Annotated in this window: 14 protein-coding genes; 10 read left to right on the top strand and 4 right to left on the bottom strand. The window is 69.0% G+C overall.

Annotation, left to right across the window (positions count from 1 at the left end):
- The first annotated feature begins 68 nt into the window (after positions 1-68).
- Positions 69-872 carry an exodeoxyribonuclease III gene (locus ACFWP5_RS35195; protein ID WP_384166086.1) on the top strand — a complete coding sequence of 268 codons (804 nt, stop codon included), beginning with the start codon at positions 69-71 and terminating at the stop codon, positions 870-872.
- Here ACFWP5_RS35195 and ACFWP5_RS35200 read toward each other — a convergent pair.
- Positions 860-1,504 carry a MerR family transcriptional regulator gene (locus tag ACFWP5_RS35200; protein ID WP_384166124.1) on the bottom strand — a complete coding sequence of 215 codons (645 nt, stop codon included), beginning with the start codon at positions 1,502-1,504 and terminating at the stop codon, positions 860-862. The two genes, ACFWP5_RS35195 and ACFWP5_RS35200, sit on opposite strands and share 13 nt — an antisense overlap.
- A gap of 198 nt (positions 1,505-1,702) precedes the next feature.
- Between ACFWP5_RS35200 and ACFWP5_RS35205 the strand changes: the two genes are divergently transcribed.
- The 4 genes from ACFWP5_RS35205 (at position 1,703) to ACFWP5_RS35220 (ending at position 5,408) form a co-directional block, all read left to right on the top strand.
- Positions 1,703-3,256, top strand: coding sequence for a flavin-containing monooxygenase (locus ACFWP5_RS35205; protein WP_384166089.1), 1,554 nt, complete (start codon positions 1,703-1,705; stop codon positions 3,254-3,256).
- A complete protein-coding gene (locus ACFWP5_RS35210) occupies positions 3,253-4,188 on the top strand; it encodes an alpha/beta fold hydrolase (protein ID WP_384166092.1) in 936 nt (311 codons plus the stop codon). The genes ACFWP5_RS35205 and ACFWP5_RS35210 overlap by 4 nt, the downstream gene beginning before the upstream one ends.
- Positions 4,185-5,084, top strand: a complete 900-nt coding sequence (locus tag ACFWP5_RS35215) for an SDR family oxidoreductase (RefSeq protein ID WP_384166095.1) — start codon at positions 4,185-4,187, stop codon at positions 5,082-5,084. The genes ACFWP5_RS35210 and ACFWP5_RS35215 overlap by 4 nt, the downstream gene beginning before the upstream one ends.
- Positions 5,085-5,168: 84 nt before the next feature.
- The gene (locus ACFWP5_RS35220) at positions 5,169-5,408 is read left to right on the top strand and encodes a hypothetical protein (RefSeq protein WP_384166098.1); all 240 of its coding nucleotides are present in this window, start codon (positions 5,169-5,171) and stop codon (positions 5,406-5,408) included.
- A gap of 205 nt (positions 5,409-5,613) precedes the next feature.
- On the opposite strand, the gene ACFWP5_RS35225 is transcribed toward ACFWP5_RS35220, so the two are convergent.
- Positions 5,614-8,838, bottom strand: a complete 3,225-nt coding sequence (locus tag ACFWP5_RS35225) for a S41 family peptidase (RefSeq protein ID WP_384166101.1) — start codon at positions 8,836-8,838, stop codon at positions 5,614-5,616.
- Positions 8,839-9,072: 234 nt separating this feature from the next.
- On the opposite strand from ACFWP5_RS35225, the gene ACFWP5_RS35230 reads away from it, so the two are divergent.
- The gene (locus tag ACFWP5_RS35230; protein ID WP_384166104.1) at positions 9,073-9,675 is read left to right on the top strand and encodes a TetR/AcrR family transcriptional regulator; all 603 of its coding nucleotides are present in this window, start codon (positions 9,073-9,075) and stop codon (positions 9,673-9,675) included.
- Positions 9,676-9,812: 137 nt separating this feature from the next.
- Positions 9,813-12,035 carry an MMPL family transporter gene (locus ACFWP5_RS35235; RefSeq protein ID WP_384166107.1) on the top strand — a complete coding sequence of 741 codons (2,223 nt, stop codon included), beginning with the start codon at positions 9,813-9,815 and terminating at the stop codon, positions 12,033-12,035.
- A gap of 58 nt (positions 12,036-12,093) precedes the next feature.
- Here the strand turns inward: ACFWP5_RS35235 and ACFWP5_RS35240 are convergent, their stop codons facing one another.
- Positions 12,094-13,191 (bottom strand): ABC transporter substrate-binding protein, encoded by a 1,098-nt coding sequence (locus ACFWP5_RS35240; protein WP_384166110.1) that lies wholly within the window; start codon positions 13,189-13,191, stop codon positions 12,094-12,096.
- Positions 13,188-13,664 carry an ATP-binding protein gene (locus ACFWP5_RS35245; protein WP_384166113.1) on the bottom strand — a complete coding sequence of 159 codons (477 nt, stop codon included), beginning with the start codon at positions 13,662-13,664 and terminating at the stop codon, positions 13,188-13,190. Before ACFWP5_RS35245 ends, ACFWP5_RS35240 begins: the two co-directional genes overlap by 4 nt.
- Positions 13,665-13,800: 136 nt before the next feature.
- On the opposite strand from ACFWP5_RS35245, the gene ACFWP5_RS35250 reads away from it, so the two are divergent.
- The 3 genes from ACFWP5_RS35250 to ACFWP5_RS35260 are packed head-to-tail and all read left to right on the top strand — an operon-like array spanning position 13,801 to position 15,406.
- Positions 13,801-14,646: a helix-turn-helix domain-containing protein gene (locus ACFWP5_RS35250; RefSeq protein WP_384166116.1), complete on the top strand. Its 846-nt coding sequence runs from the start codon at positions 13,801-13,803 to the stop codon at positions 14,644-14,646.
- Positions 14,643-14,840 carry a DUF397 domain-containing protein gene (locus tag ACFWP5_RS35255; protein WP_384166119.1) on the top strand — a complete coding sequence of 66 codons (198 nt, stop codon included), beginning with the start codon at positions 14,643-14,645 and terminating at the stop codon, positions 14,838-14,840. The genes ACFWP5_RS35250 and ACFWP5_RS35255 overlap by 4 nt, the downstream gene beginning before the upstream one ends.
- 11 nt (positions 14,841-14,851) lie before the next feature.
- Entirely contained in the window at positions 14,852-15,406 is a 555-nt protein-coding gene (locus ACFWP5_RS35260; protein WP_384166121.1) for a cysteine hydrolase family protein, read from the top strand.
- Positions 15,407-15,883 lie beyond the last annotated feature (477 nt).

Raw genomic sequence — 15,883 nt, forward strand, 5'->3', positions numbered from 1 at the left:
GCAGGAGTCGGCGAGGGTTCGCGTAGGGAGGATCTGGACTCCGTCCAGTGTGCCGGTATTGTGCCCGAGTGCTCACTGTGACCTCTGTCAATGTCAACGGACTGCGGGCCGCCGCGAAGAAGGGCTTCGTGGAGTGGCTCGCGGGGACCTCCGCCGATGTGCTCTGCCTCCAGGAGGTGCGAGCCGAGGCGCAGCAGCTGCCGGAGGACGTCCGCGCCCCCGAGGGTTGGCACGTCGTGCACGCCCCCGCCGCCGCCAAGGGTCGCGCGGGCGTCTCCCTCTACACCCGCCGCGAACCGGACCGCGTCCAAGTCGGCTTCGGGTCGGCCGAGTTCGACGGCAGCGGCCGCTACGTCGAGGCCGACCTGCCCGGCGTCACGGTTGCCAGCCTCTACCTGCCCTCCGGCGAGGTCGGCACCGAGCGGCAGGACGAGAAGGTCCGCTTCATGGGCGAGTTCCTCGCCTATCTGAAGGGGCTGCGCGAGCGGGCCGCCGCCGACGGTCGCGAGGTCGTCGTCTGCGGCGACTGGAACATCGCCCACCACCCCGCCGACCTCAAGAACTGGCGCGCCAATCAGAAGAACTCCGGCTTCCTGCCGGAGGAGCGGGAGTGGCTGGGTCGGGTCTTCGACGCGGAGGACGGGGCGTATGTCGATGTCGTACGCGGCCTGCATCCTGACGTGGAGGGGCCGTACTCCTGGTGGTCCTATCGGGGGCGGGCGTTCGACAACGACAGCGGATGGCGGATCGACAATCACGTCTCGACGGCCGGGCTCGCGGCCAAGGCGGTCAAGGGGTACGTCGAGCGCGCGGCCACGCATGACGAGCGCTGGTCGGACCATGCGCCCGTGACGGTGGTCTACGACCTCTGAGGCCTCTGGTCGCCGCCGGTCTGCAGTCGGCGGTCCATCGCCATCGACAGCTCCGCCTCTACGACGCTCTTCGCCAGCGGGCGCAACCGTTGCAGGTCCTCCGCCGTGCGGCCCTCGGTGAGGACCAGGTCGGTGAAGAGTTCGGCGAGGGCGTCCGTGTGTTCGCGGACGCGGCGGCCGGCGCTGAGGACGTCGGCGAGGGGGATGCCCTCGCGGACCAGGGCGGCCGTGACGTCGAGGAGGCGGCGGCTGATGTGGACGATCTCGCCGCCGTCGGTGCCGAGGTAGCCGAGTTCGAGTGAGGCGGCGAAGTTCTCCGGGGTCGCCTGGTCGCCGAAGTAGTCGGCGAGGGCCTCCGGGGTGAGCCGGACCGGAGTCTCCTCGGTGGGGGCGCCGAGGCCGAGCAGCTCGCCCACGTTGCGGCCGTGGTCGAAGGCCTCGGCGAGTTCCGCGATCCCGTTGAGGGTGTGGCCGCGTTCCAAGAGGGCCGAGATCGTGCGCAGGCGGGCCAGGTGCGTTTCGTCGTACCAGGCGATACGGCCTTCCCGGCGCGGCGGGTGGATGAGTTTGCGCTCGCGGTAGAAGCGCAGGGTGCGCACCGTGATGCCGGCCTCCTCGGCCAGTTCCTCCATGCGGTATTCGCGCTTCTCCGCCTGTTCTGCCTTCTCCGCCACGCCCGCACCCTACGTCGTACCCCGGATACCCGCGGCGGCAGCCGCTGATGCAAACGTCCTCGTCCCGACCCCTACCCATCGGTAAGGAGCTGCTCTACGCTCCGATTGCGCCAGTGTTCACTGGCATGGTCGCATGGTCGTATGGAAGGGCACGGGATGACCGAACACGAGCATGTGCGGGTGGCGGTGATCGGGTCCGGGTTCGGCGGGCTGGGGGCCGCGGTGCGGTTGCGGCGCGAGGGGGTCACCGACTTCGTCGTCCTGGAGCGCGCCGACAGCGTGGGCGGGACCTGGCGGGACAACAGTTATCCCGGCTGCGCCTGCGACGTACCGTCCCATCTGTACTCGTTCTCCTTCGCGCCGAACGCCGACTGGCCGCGCACGTTCTCCGGGCAGGAGCACATCCGCGCCTATCTGGAGCACGTCACGGACGTCTTCCGGCTCCGGCCCCACATCCGCTTCAACTCCGAAGTCAAGATGATGACTTGGGACGGCGAGAAGCTGTGCTGGGTGATCGAGACGAGCAGCGGGACGCTCTCCGCCGACCTCGTCGTCTCCGCCACCGGACCGCTGTCCGACCCCAAGATCCCGGACATCCCGGGGCTCGACTCCTTCCCCGGCAAGGTCTTCCATTCCGCCCGCTGGGACCACGACTACGCCCTGCGCGGCAAGCGCGTCGCCATGGTCGGCACCGGCGCCTCCGCGATCCAGATCGTGCCGGCGATCCAGCCCGAGGTGGAGCGCCTCACGCTCTTCCAGCGCACCCCGCCGTGGGTCATGCCCCGCGTCGACCGCCCCATCAGCGGCGCCGAACGCGCCCTGCACCGCGCGCTGCCCTTCACCACCCAGGCCCGGCGCGGACTCCTGTGGGGCATACGGGAGTTGCAGACCCAGGCCTTCACCAAGCGGCCCAACGAGCTTGTTCTGGTGGAGCAGTTGGCCAAGCGGAACATGGCCCGCGCCATCAAGGACCCGGCGCTGCGCGCCAGACTCACCCCCGACTACCGCATCGGCTGCAAGCGCATCCTGCTCTCCCGCACCTACTATCCCGCCCTCGCCCAGCCCAATGTCGACGTCGTGGCAAGCGGGTTGAGCGAGGTCCGCGGTTCGACGGTCGTCGCGGCCGACGGCACCACGGCCGAGGTCGACGCGATCGTCTTCGGTACGGGCTTCCACGTCACGGACATGCCGATCGCCGACCGGGTCGTCGGCGCGGACGGGCGGACGCTGGCCGAGGCGTGGCAGGGCGGAATGCAGGCGCTACGCGGCTCCTCCGCGGCCGGGTTCCCGAACTGGGTGACCATCATCGGGCCCAACACCGGCCTCGGGACGTCCTCCATGATCCTGATGATCGAGTCCCAGCTGAACTATCTCGCCGACTACGTACGGCAGTTGGACGTCCTGGGCGGCCGCGTCGCCCTCGACGCCCGGCCGAGCGCCGTGAGCGCGTGGAACCGGCGTGTGCAGGAACGTATGAAGCGCACGGTGTGGAACACGGGCGGCTGCACCAGCTGGTACATGGACGCCGCCGGCCGCAACACCACCATCTGGCCCGGCACGACGGCCGAATTCCGCAAGGCCACGCGGCGCGTTGACCTCACGGAGTACGAGGTCGTGCGGGCACAGGCCAACAATAAGACGGAGACGGAGACGGAGACGGAGACGGAGACGGAGACGGGAACGGAGCAGGCGGAGGTGGTGGGCGCGTGAGTCGTCTCATGCACGTCTCGTCCGGGCCGTACGCCCCGCCCGTCCCCGCCCGCGAACTCGCCGTCACCTCGGCCGACGGCTCCCGGCTGCACGTCGAGGTGCACGGCCGGGAGGGCGCGCCCGCCGTCGTCCTCGCGCACGGCTGGTCCTGTTCCACGGCCTTCTGGGCAGCGCAGATACGGGACTTGGCGGTCGACCACCGCGTCATCGCCTACGACCAGCGGGGTCACGGGCGCAGTCCGGTGGCCGTCGCGCACAGTACCGACGCGCTCGCCGACGACCTGGAAGCCGTACTGGAGGAGACGCTCGCGCCCGGGGAGAAGGCTGTGATCGCGGGGCACTCCATGGGCGGGATGGCCGTGCTGGCGGCGGCCGGGCGGGCGCGGTTCCGGGAGCACGCGGTGGCCGTTCTGCTGTGCAGTACGGGGAGTTCGCGGCTGGTCGCCGAGTCGCTCGTGGTGCCGTTGCGGGCCGGGCGGACGCGGACCTGGCTGACCCGGAAGGTCCTCGGGACGCGGGCTCCGCTCGGGCCGGTCACGCCGACCGCGCGGCGGATCCTCAAGTACGGGACGATGGGCCCCGGTTCGGCACCGCACATGGTCGAGGCGTGCGCACGGATCGTCCACGCGTGTCCGCGGGCGGTGCGGTACGCGTGGTCGCGGGTTCTTGATTCGCTCGATCTCGACCACGGCGCACGGGAGTTGGCGGTGCCGACGGCCGTCTTCGTCGGTACGGCGGACCGGATGACGCCCCCGGTGCACGCGCGGGCGCTGGTCGCCGCGCTGCCGAACTGCGTCGGGATCACCGAGTTGCCCGGGCTCGGCCATATGACGCCCGTCGAGGCGCCGGAGCTGGTCAGCGCGAAGATCCGTGAACTGGCCGCCACGTACGCACAGTTCGATCAGGGCGATCAGGTCAAGGAGGGCGCATGAGCAGCAGGGTGAGCTTGGAGGGGCAGGTCGCGGTCGTGACCGGGGCCGCGCGGGGGGTCGGCGAGTTGCTCGCCCGCAAACTCTCCGCACGCGGCGCCAAGTTGGCGCTGGTCGGGCTGGAACCGGACGCGCTCAAGCAGGTCTCCGAACGCCTGCACACCGACAGCGATCACTGGTACGCCGACGTGACGGACCACGAGGCGATGGCTCGGGTCGCGGCCGAGGTCAAGGAGCGGTTCGGGAAGGTCGACATCGTCGTCGCCAACGCGGGCGTCGCGAACGGCGGGCCCTTCCTCGACTCCGACCCGGTCGCCTGGCGGCGCGTGATCGAGGTCAATCTGATCGGGTCCGCGGTGACCGCGCGGGCGTTTCTGCCCGTGCTGATGGAGAGCCGGGGCTATCTGCTGCAGATAGCCTCGCTGGCCGCGATCACGCCCGCGCCGATGATGACCGCGTACTGCGCGTCCAAGTCCGGCGTCGAGGCGTACGCGCACAGCCTGCGCGCCGAGGTCGGCTACAAGGGCGTGCGGGTCGGCGTCGGGTATCTGTCGTGGACCGACACGGACATGGTGCGCGGGGCCGATCAGGACGCGGTCATGCGGGAGTTGCGGGAGCGGTTGCCGTGGCCGTCCAACAAGACGTACCCGCTGGGGCCGGCTGTAGACCGGATCGTCGCCGGGATCGAGCGGCGGTCGAGCCATGTGTACGGGCAGTGGTGGCTGCGGGGGATGCAGGGGGTGCGGGGGTATCTGCCGGGGGTCATCGGGTCGGTGGGGCAGCGGGAGATGCGGCGGTTCGGGGAGCGGTTGGAAGGGATGCGGTCGGGGCTCGTCGGTGCAGGTGGGGCGGCTGATGAGCAGGCGCGCGCGGCGCGGGGCGTTACGGACCGTGACTGATCGAAATGCGCGCTTTGTCCTGGCGTGTGAATCTGGTCGAGGCCCGGCCAAGGGCCAATCCCCCCACTACGGGAGTGAACCCACATGGGTATGAAGGACCAGTTCCAGGACAAGGCCGAAGAGCTCGCGGGCAAGGCCAAGGAGAAGGCCGGCCAGGGCCGGGACGAGGCGCGGGAGCGCGGCCAGGAGCGTGGTGGCCAGGAGCGCGGCGGCTCGGAGCGTGGCCAGGAGCGTGGCGGCCCGGAGCGTGGCCAGCAGCGGGACGAGGCCTCTGAGCGTATGCAGCGTGAAGAGGACCGGATGGACCAGGACTACGACGCGTAGCCGGAGTCTGTTTGCGCAGGGCGCCCTGTTGTTTTGGGGCGCCCTGCGTTTGTTTTTTGGGTGCGTTGTTGGGTGCGGGACGGTGGGGGCTGGGTGCGCAGTTCCCCGCGCCCCTAGGTGAGTCGGCCTCGCCTGCCTTAAGAACGTGGCGGAGTTGCACATAGGTACAGCCCTGCGGCCCTGGGTGAGTTGCCCCCTCTGTTTCTCAAGAGCGTGGCGGTAGCTTTGGTCTGCTTCGGTCCGGTACCGCGCTGTGGTCCGGTGGGGTTGCCGCCGGGTGGATGGACAGTAGGTCGAGTGCCAGCTTGATGGCGTCGTCCAGTTGGGCGTGGCGGCCCTCTGCCCAGTCCAGTGGGGTGCGGAGGATCTCCAAGTCCGGGGTCACGCCCCGGTTTTCCACCGACCAGCCGTACGCGTCGAACCAGGCCGCGTTCATGGGGACCGTGATCACCGTGCCGTCGCCGAGTTCGTGGCGGCCGGTCATGCCGACCACTCCGCCCCAGGTGCGTTGGCCTACCACCGGGCCGAGTTTGAGCAGCTTGAAGGCGGCCGTGATCATGTCGCCGTCCGAGGACGTTGCCTCGTCCGCCAGCGCGACCACCGGGCCCCTGGGGGCGTTTGAGGCGTACGACACCGGTTGGGCGTTGCGGGTGAGGTCCCAGCCGAGGATCGTGCGGGTGAGTTTCTCGACGACCAGCTCGCTGATGTGGCCGCCCGCGTTGCCGCGTACGTCGACGATGAGGGCCGGGCGGGACACCTCAAGGCGCAGGTCGCGGTTGAACTGGGCCCAGCCGGAGCCGCCCATGTCGGGGATGTGGAGGTAGCCGCAGTGGCCGCCGCTCAACTCCCGTACGACCGCCCGGCGTTTGGCCACCCAGTCCTGGTAGCGGAGGGGGCGTTCGTCGATGAGGGGGACGACCGCGACACGGCGGGCCCTGCCCTCGCCCTCCGCCGGGGTGAAGGTCAGCTCCACCGTTGTGCCGCCCGCGCCCGCCAACAGGGGGTAGGGGCCTGTCAGTTCGTCCACGGGGCGGCCGTCCACGTGGGTCAGGATCGCGCCCTCTCGGATGCCCGTGCCGGCCAGCGGGGAACGGGCCTTGGAGTCGGAGGACTCGCCGGGGAGGATGCGGGCGACCGTCCAACCACCCTCCCTGTGTACGAAGTTGGCGCCCAACAGGCCTTGTCGGCGCTGGTAGTGGGGCGGGCCCTCGTTGCGGCGGGACGGGGTGACATAGGCATGCGAGGTGCCCAACTCGCCCAGGACTTCGCGGAGGAGGTCCGCGAAGTCGTCGGGGGACGCGACCCGTTCGACCAGGGGGCGGTACTGGTCGAGGATGCCGTTCCAGTCGATGCCGCACATCTGCGGGTCCCAGTAGTACGCGCGGATCAGGCGGCCCGCCTCCTCGTACGACTGCCGCCATTCGGCGGGCGGGTCCACCTCGTGGAGGATGCGGCGGAGGTCGATCCAGACCGTCGAGTCGCTGTCGCCGGACTCCGTGGAGGGGACCGCTCGTAGCTCGTCCTCGTCGACCACGACCAGCCGTGAGCCGTCGCCGCTCACCGCGAACCAGTCGAGGTGGTCGACGAGTTCGGACTTCTTCGCCTTGCTGATGTTGAAGTACTCGAGGGTCGGCCGGCCGCTGGTGTCGTCCGGGTTGGCGAAGGTCTCGCCCAGCGCGCCCGAGATCGGCCAGCGCAGCCAGACCAGGCCGCCGCCGGAAACCGGGTACAGCGCCGAGTACTTGGAGGCCGCGACCGGGAACGGCGTCACTCTGCTCTCCAGGCCCTCCACCTCCACCGTCACCGCGCCGTCCGCGCCCTCGTCCTCCGCCGGGTCCAGGCCTCCGGCAGCAGGGCGGCCCTCCGGGTTCAACGCGAAGGGGGAGGGGGTCGCCGAGGAGAGCGGGACGAGGTAGGGGCGGCAGCCGAGCGGGAAGGACAGGTCGCCGGTGTGGACGTCGTAGACCGGGTCGAAGCCGCGCCAGGAGAGGAAGGCGAGGTAGCGGCCGTCCCTGGTGAAGACCGGATTCTCGTCCTCGAAGCGGCCGTTGGTGACGTCGACGATCAGGCGGTCCTTTATGCGGGCCATCTTGATCTGGCGCAGGGAACGGCCGATGCCAGGGTGGGACCAGGTCAGCCAGGTGCCGTCGGGGGAGAAGGCGAGGTCGCGGACCGGCCCGTTGATCGAGCAAATGAGCTCGGTCACCTCTCCGTTGGAGTCCTCCGTCGCGTCCAGCAGGAGCAGTCGTCCGTCGTGGGCCGCGATCGCGAGGCGCTCGCCCGCCGTGTCGGACACCAACTCCAGTACGCGGCCCACCTCGCCGGAGGCGAGTCGGCGGGGCTCGCGTTCGCCGGTGGCGCGGGGCAGGTAGGCGATCTCGATCGCGTCCTCGCCGTCCGCGTCCGTGACGTAGGCGACCTGGCCGCCGCTGCCGAGCATCTCGGGGAGGCGGACCCGTACGCCCGGGGTGTCGGTGATGGTGCGGGCCGGACCGTCGCGATGGGTGAGCCAGTACAGACTTCCCCGTACGACGACGGCGCTCGCGCGGCCCGTCTCGTCGACCGAGATGCCGTCGACGTGCTGGGCGGCCGGGACCTGGTACGTACGGCGACCCGCGCGCGGCCCGCTCAGGTGGACGTCGAGCTTGCGCGGGACCGATGCCGGGGACAGGTCGTCGACGATCCACAGGTCACCGGCGCACTGGTACACGACCCGGGTGCCGTCGCTCGCCGCGTGCCGGGCGTAGAAGGCGTCGTGGTCGGTGTGGCGCCGCAGGTCGGAGCCGTCGTAGGAACAGGAATAGAGGTTGCCGATGCCCTCGTGGTCGGAGAGGAAGGCGATGCGGCCGTCGACGAACATGGGGGAGTGCAGGTGGCCTTCGAGGTCGGCGAGCAGGCGGCGGCCGTGCAGCCAGAGGCGGCCCATCGCGCCGCCGCGGTAGCGCTTCCAGGCGGCCGGTTCGTGCGGCGGGGTGCCGGTCAGGAGCAGGGTCCGGCGTTCGCCGTCGAGGTCGGCGAGCTGGATGTCGGAGACCGGGCCCCAGGGGAGCCGGCCGCCGGGGTCGCCGTCGGTGGGGACCTTGTGGGCCCACGTGAAATAGGAGAACGGCTCCCCGTGCGAGGCCACGGCGAGGATGTCGCCGTCCGGGGTCCAGCCGCAGACCTGGGTGTCGGCGCTGCCCCAGTACGTCAGCCGGCGCCCGGGACCGCCCTCGACCGGCGCCAGATGGATCTCCGGGACCAGGCTCCGCCAGGTCGTGTACGCGATGTGGCGGCCGTCGGGCGAGAAGCGGGGGTGGCCGACCTTCGCGCGGTCGACGGTGAGCCGCCAGGCGCGGCCCCTGCCGTCGAGAGGGGCCAGCCAGAGGTCGTCCTCGGCCACGAAGCTCAGGAGGTCTCCACTGAGGTGCGGCAGGCGCAGATAGCTCACGTCCCTATGCTTTTCCGGGGGACGGACCGGAGCAACTTATGAAAAATCACCGGCGTGGCGGCGGTGGGGCGGTGGCGTGACCGGCTGGGTGGCGGCTGGGTGACAGGTTGGGTGACAGGTTGGGTGACTCAACACACGTACGAAACGGTTTCGTTTCTTTGGTGAGTGCGCTACATTCATGACGTACGAAGCAGGTACGAAACGGTGTCGTTCGGAGTCGGAGAGGTGAGTCGCATGACTGAGGTCGCAACGGCGCGTCGCAGTCGCATCACACCCGAGCGTGAGGCCGAGCTGTACGCGGCCGTGCTCGACCTGCTCCGGGAGGTCGGCTACGACGCCCTCACCATGGACGCCGTGGCGGCCCGCACCAAGTCCAGCAAGGCGACCCTCTACCGCCAGTGGGGCGGCAAGGCCGAGCTGGTGGCCAAAGCGGTGCGGCACAACAAGCCGGGCGCCTCGGCCGCCGCCGTCAACACCGGTTCGCTCAGGGGCGACTTCCACGCCCTCACGATGCGGTCGGACGACTGCGAGATGGAGCAGAACTCCGCGCTCATGCGGGGCCTGGCCATGGCGATGCACGGCAGCCCGGACCTCCTTCGGGCGTTCCGGGAACACCTCGTCGAACCCGAGATGGCGGAGTTCCAGACGGTGCTCCAGCGGGCGATCGACCGGGGTGAGATCCGTGCCGACAACCCGGCGATCGAGTTCATCGTGCACATGATGATCGGCGGGTTCGCCGCCCGCACCATGATCGACGAGCAGCCGCCCACCCAGGCCTTCCTGCTGTCGTACATCGACGCCGTGGTGCTCCCCGCACTGGGCGCACCCACCACCTGACCGACCCATCGCACGAAAAACCCACAGCACGCCCACCTGACGTAACCGCTCACGTCGTCGGGCCGATCACCCGTGTCCCCAACCGGTTGATCACCCCTGCCCCGAAGAACCCACGACCTGACCGGGAGTACGCCCTCGTGGCCACGTTCCTCTACAAAGTCGGCCGGCTCGCCTTCAGGCGACGGCACTACGTCGCCCTCCTATGGATCGCGCTGCTGACCCTCGCGGGAGTCGGCGCGGCCAGTGCGCCCGCGGCCGGCGCCTCCTCCTTCTCCGTACCGGGAACCGAGGCCCAGAAGGCCTTCGACCTGCTGGAACAGCGCTTCCCCGGGATGAGCGCCGACGGCGCCACCGCCCGGGTCGTCTTCAAGGCCCCGGCCGGCGAGAAGCTCGACACCGGCGCGAACAAGGCCACCGTCGAGAAGACCGTCAAGGACCTCGGCGACGGCTCCGAGGTCGTCTCGGTCGCCGACCCCTTCAAGGGCAAGGCCGTCAGCAAGGACGGCACGATCGCCTACGCGTCCGTGAAGTACAAGGTCTCCGGCATGGAGCTGAAGGACGCGTCGAAGGACGCCCTGAAGGAGACCGCGCAACAGGCACGGGCCTCCGGACTCACGGTCGAGGTCGGCGGTGACGCGCTCACCGCGACCCCCGAGACGGGCTCGACGGAGATCATCGGCATAGCGATAGCCGCCGTGGTCCTGGTGATCACCTTCGGCTCACTCCTGGCAGCCGGATTCCCGCTGCTCACCGCGCTGATCGGCGTAGGCATCGGCGTCTCGACGATCACGGCACTGGCGAACGCCCTCGACCTGGGCACCACCACCTCCACCCTCGCGATGATGATCGGCCTCGCGGTCGGCATCGACTACGCCCTGTTCATCGTCTCCCGCTACCGGGCCGAGCTGGCCGAGGGCCGCGAACGCGAGGAGGCGGCCGGACGAGCGGTGGGCACGGCGGGCTCGGCAGTCGTGTTCGCAGGCTTGACCGTCGTGATCGCCCTGGTCGGCCTGGCGGTCGTCAACATCCCGATGCTGACGAAGATGGGCGTGGCCGCGGCCGGCACGGTGGCGATAGCGGTCCTCATCGCACTCACCATGATCCCGGCACTGCTCGGCTACGCGGGCAAGAAGATCAAGCCCACCGGCCAGAAGAGCAAGCTCCTGGGCGGCGGACGCGCGGTTTCGGCCGAGAAGGCATCCCGCCCGAACATGGGCACCCGCTGGGCGAGCTTCGTCGTACGACGCCCCCTCGCCGTCCTCCTGCTCGGCGTGATCGGACTCGGCGCGGCGGCGATCCCCGCGGCCTCGCTCGAACTGGGCCTGCCCGACGACGGTTCGCAGCCCACGTCCACCACCCAGCGCAGGGCCTACGACCTCCTGTCCGAGGGCTTCGGCCCCGGCTTCAACGGCCCGCTGATGGTCGTCGTCGACGCGAAGGACAGCAAGACACCGAAGGCCGACGTCACCACGGTGACCGACAAGATCAAGACCCTGAAGGACGTCACCACGGTCACCCCGGCGACCTTCAACAAGGACGGCGACACCGCGACGATCACCGTCGTCCCGGACTCCAAGCCGTCGTCCGTCACGACCGAGGACCTGGTCCACGGCATCCGTGACGCGGGCGCGCAGGTCAAGGCGGACACCGACTCGTCGGTCCTGGTCACCGGCACCACGGCGATGAACATCGACGTGTCGCAGAAGCTGAACGACGCGCTGGTCCCGTACCTGATCCTGGTGGTGGGCCTGGCGTTCCTGCTCCTGATCGTGGTCTTCCGCTCGATCCTGGTCCCGCTGAAGGCGGCCCTCGGCTTCCTCCTGTCGGTCATGGCAGCACTGGGCGCCGTGGTGGCGGTCTTCCAGTGGGGCTGGCTGTCGGGCCTGCTGGGCGTGGAGGAAACCGGCCCCGTCATGTCGATGATGCCGATCTTCATGGTCGGCGTGGTCTTCGGACTGGCCATGGACTACGAGGTGTTCCTCGTGACCCGCATGCGCGAGGCCCACGTCCACGGCGAGAAGCCGAGCCAGGCGATCGTCACGGGCTTCAGGCACAGCGCCCGGGTGGTGACCGCGGCGGCCGTCATCATGATCGCCGTGTTCTCCGGCTTCATCAGCTCCAGCGAATCCATGATCAAGATGATCGGCTTCGGCCTCGCGATCGCCGTGTTCTTCGACGCGTTCGTGGTCCGCATGGCGATCGTCCCGGCGGTGCTCGCGTTGCTCGGGAAGCGGGCCTGGTGGCTGCCGAAGTGGCTGAACCGGATACTGCCGAACGTGGACGTAGAGGGCGAGGGCCTGCGCAAGCTGGACTCCAAGGACTCCGACCCCGACGAGGACCGCGAGCTGGTACGCGCCTGACCCCTGCTCACGGCATCAGTGGACCCCGGCCCCGTCTTTCGGTGCCGGGGTCTTCCCGTCACCCGGTGTGAAGCACCCGAAAACGCCCGGGCTCCGCCGGATCCCGATCAACAACTTGGACCGGCGCCCAGGCCCACTGCCACACGCCGATACCCGGTACACGCGAGAACGAGATCGCCCCACGCGTCCCCTCAACCGCGACACGCTGCCAGGACGCGGCGATACGACCCCGGTCCACCCCGTGAGAACGCAGCACATCGGCAAGAACGACCACCGCGTCGTACCCCTCGAAGGCGACGAAGGAAGGCGCGCCGCCCAGCCGCTCACGCAGAGCAGCCTCGACGCGCAAACCAAGTACCCCGAGCCGAGCGGGCAGATAACGCAGGAACGGAACCGAAGCGCCGTCATCCCCCAATACCCCGCCCCACTCGGCGAATTCGGGTTGCCCGGCCGGAGCGCCGACCAACACCTCCCCGAGCCGCCGATCCCGCCGAACGCACCTGACAATCGACACGGCCGGCTCCGGATACCCGACCAGCAGAAGCAGGGCCGTAGCGCGACTGTCGACGAGCGCGTCGCACACGGCCTCCGGGCTGAGCGCGCGCATGTCGAGCTCGCTGACGGAACCACCGTGTGGGACAAGGCGGTTCCGCAGAATCCGCGCCCCGGACGCCCAGTACACACTCGGATCAGCCGCGACGGCGATCCGGCGATGCCCCGCACCGAGCAGGAACTCCGCGTAGACCTTCCACCCCTGGGACTGAGCCGGAGCAAGCCGCGCGACCCACTCCGAAGGCTCATCGGTCAGCGAGTCGATAACGGCCGACGAACACAGAAACGGCAGCCCGAGAGCCTCCGCCCTGCCGGCAACAGCACGAGCGACAACGCTGTGATACTCCCCGACCAGCGCAACCACACCCAACCGACCCAATTCGTCTACGGCCGCCACGGCCCTCTTCGGATCAGCCGCCGTATCCCTGACCACCAGCTCAAGCGGCCTCCCGGCGATCCCACCACCCTCATTGACCTCACGAACCCCCAACTCAAGCCCAGCGAGCAGCTGTTGCCCCGCCTCGACCCACCCAGGCCGAGTCAACGGCACGAGCACGCCGATCCGAACGGCCGGTCGTGAAGCAGTGGGCGGTGGCGTGCTCATGGTGTGGCGTCTCCCGTACGTCGGTTCCGGCGCGGCTTCCCTTGATCGCAGGGTACGAGCTTGAGCTCCGCCCACACCGTCTTCCTCGGATACGGCCCCGGAGCCACACCCCACCGGTCCGCGAGGGCCTCCACCAGCAGCAACCCCCGTCCCGACTCGGCGCCGGGGTCTTCGCGTTGGAGCCGGGGAAGCTGATCACCGCGGGTGTCCGACACCTCGATACGGAGGGTCCCGGCGACGACGTACAGGGTCAGACGGAAGTCCCGGCCGGTTACGCGCCCGTGGGTCGACGCGTTGGCTGCGAGCTCGGCGACGATGTGCGCCGCGTGGTCCAACGGGATGTTCCAGTCGCGGAGTTGCTCTGTGGCGAGGAGACGGGCGAGGCGGGCGCCGCGAGGGGTGGGGGACAGGAGAACCGTGAAGTTGGGGATGGGGTTCTCGAAGTGAGGAGGGGCGGCGATTCCTTGATTCATGTCACTCAGCGTGGAGCCATTGTTTCCCTGAGTGAGTGATGGCGACCGTGCGTACCGTGACCGTCTCCGCTTTGTCCCGCACTGTCTCGGCTGTCTCGTCGGTTGTACGGGTACGGAAGCGCGATGGAGGTGGGGCATGAACGAGGTTGAGGACGAGGCCGGTTGGGATGTCGAACCGGGGGACGAGATCGAGCCGTTGGTGCAGGCGGTCGGGCGGATGCTCAGGGTTTTCCGGGAACTGGCAGGTCTACGGGTGTCCGACGTGGCAGTCGCCATGGGCTACGGCGAGGACATGATCCGGAAGATAGAGCGTGGGGTGCGGATTCCGAGGCCGGAGTTCCTGGACCGGGTCGACCAATTCGTGAACGCGGGAGGCCACTTGAGGGCGTTCATGGAGGACATGCAGAAGGCTCAGTACCCGAAGAAGGTGCGGGAGCTGAAGGAGATGGAAGACCGGGCTGTGGAGATGCTGCTGTACAGCAACCACAACATCCATGGGCTGTTGCAGACGCCGGAGTACGCGCGGGCGTTGATCGAGATGCGGCAACCCGCCCTTCCCGTCGGCGAGATTGAGCAGGGGGCTGCCGCACGCGTGGCCCGTAAGTCCGTCTTCAACCGGGATCCTGCCCCTGCACTCAGTTTCATCCAGGAGCAGGTGACGCTGGAACGCCCGATTGGAGGGAAAATGGTGTTGCGCCGACAGCTCGAACACTTGCTGGAGGTGGGGCAGTTGAGGAGTGTCTCGATCCAGGTCATGCCGACCGATCGCGAGGAGCATGCCGGAATGCATGGTCTGATCGAAGTGCTGAAATTCGGTGATGGCACGGCGATCGGGCGCTCCGACGGCGCGTTCAACGGTCGGCCGGTCTCAAACCCTAGGGATCTTCGGGTCCTTGAACTGCGGTATGGGATGATCCGGTCCCAGGCACTCCCTCCGAGGGAGTCGATGGCCTGTATCGAGCAAGCACTGGGGAGACTATGAGCGCCGCAGAACTCCACTGGTTCAAGAGCAGCTACAGCAGCAGCAGTGAGCCCACCGACTGCGTCGAGGTGGCCGTAGCCCCTGCCGCGATCCACGTGCGTGACTCCAAGTCCCTCGGAGTCACGGAGGCTCAGCTCACCGTCGGGATGACGACCTGGACGGACTTCCTCACCCACATCTCGGCCGCTCGCTAACCTCCCGGGGTATGACCACTCTGTCCGAACGTCCCAACACCGCTCTGCTGTTGATCGACGTGCAGGTCGGCGTCGTTGCCGAGGCGTACGCCCGTGACGCGGTTGTCGCCAACATCGCCGGACTCGTCGACAGGGCCCGCGAGGAATCCGTGCCGGTCGTCTGGATCCAGCACTTCGACGAGAACGTGCCCCAGGGCAGCGAGGCCTGGCAGTACGTCCCCGAACTGACCCGCCGCGACCCGGAACCCCTCGTCCCCAAGAGCTACCCCGACTCCTTCGAGGGCACATCCTTGGAGCAGGTACTGGCCGAGGCCGGAGTCGGACGACTCGTGGTGGCCGGCGCATCCACCGACGCCTGCATCCGCTCCACGATCCATGGCGCCTTCGTACGCGGCTACGACGTGACACTCGTCGCCGATGCCCACACCACGTCGGACTTGAGCCGGTGGGGTGCGCCGCCGCCGGAGCAGGTCATCGCCCACACGAACCTGTACTGGAAGTACCACGAGGCGCCGGGTCGTACGGCTGCTGTTGCCCAGGCAAAAGAAGTGACGTTCGGAAACTGAGCCCAAGTCGGGAAGTGGACGTTGGGCCACTCGCTTCTTTGCCAGTGTCGGCCTTCCGCGGCCCGAGTAAAGGGCGCTCCCTACGGTCGCGTCGGCTGCGCCGATTCCGCTGCGCTCCACCCTTGACTCGACCCGCTCCAGCCCGTTTGAGAAGCGAGCGAGCGGCCCGAAGGAACGGGTGGCTCAGGCATGAATTCCCCTGCCTGTACTGCGTTCCGGGCCGGGGCGAAGGGGCGCGCTGCCGTCTCGCCTGCACGCCGGGCTGACTTAGCGGCCAACCCCGGGTGGGTGGTTGCTGGAAGCCGGGGATAAATCTAACTACTGTCATGGTATGTGACTGGTTAGAGAAGACCCCGGCCTCCAGAGGTGGCAGGGTCGGGGTCGGGGCGGGGGAGATGGGCCGGGAAGTGTGACACTTCCGCTTCGGCTGTCACACTTCGGTGGGCCGGGTGCCCCGGGGAGGGCCGATTGGCAGAT

It is taken from the genome of Streptomyces sp. NPDC058469 (genome assembly GCF_042721125.1).
In the GTDB taxonomy this organism is placed as follows: Bacteria; Actinomycetota; Actinomycetes; order Streptomycetales; family Streptomycetaceae; genus Streptomyces.

What these genes read in the sequence shown, in the direction of transcription:
- ACFWP5_RS35250 (WP_384166116.1), top strand. Translation starts at nt 13,801, where the DNA reads ATGAACGAGGTTGAGGACGAGGCCGGTTGGGATGTCGAACCGGGGGAC.
- ACFWP5_RS35200 (WP_384166124.1), bottom strand. Translation starts at nt 1,504, where the DNA reads ATGGAGGAACTGGCCGAGGAGGCCGGCATCACGGTGCGCACCCTGCGC.
- ACFWP5_RS35245 (WP_384166113.1), bottom strand. Translation starts at nt 13,664, where the DNA reads ATGAATCAAGGAATCGCCGCCCCTCCTCACTTCGAGAACCCCATCCCC.
- ACFWP5_RS35230 (WP_384166104.1), top strand. Translation starts at nt 9,073, where the DNA reads ATGACTGAGGTCGCAACGGCGCGTCGCAGTCGCATCACACCCGAGCGT.
- ACFWP5_RS35255 (WP_384166119.1), top strand. Translation starts at nt 14,643, where the DNA reads ATGAGCGCCGCAGAACTCCACTGGTTCAAGAGCAGCTACAGCAGCAGC.
- ACFWP5_RS35215 (WP_384166095.1), top strand. Translation starts at nt 4,185, where the DNA reads ATGAGCAGCAGGGTGAGCTTGGAGGGGCAGGTCGCGGTCGTGACCGGG.
- ACFWP5_RS35260 (WP_384166121.1), top strand. Translation starts at nt 14,852, where the DNA reads ATGACCACTCTGTCCGAACGTCCCAACACCGCTCTGCTGTTGATCGAC.
- ACFWP5_RS35220 (WP_384166098.1), top strand. Translation starts at nt 5,169, where the DNA reads ATGGGTATGAAGGACCAGTTCCAGGACAAGGCCGAAGAGCTCGCGGGC.
- ACFWP5_RS35240 (WP_384166110.1), bottom strand. Translation starts at nt 13,191, where the DNA reads ATGAGCACGCCACCGCCCACTGCTTCACGACCGGCCGTTCGGATCGGC.
- ACFWP5_RS35205 (WP_384166089.1), top strand. Translation starts at nt 1,703, where the DNA reads ATGACCGAACACGAGCATGTGCGGGTGGCGGTGATCGGGTCCGGGTTC.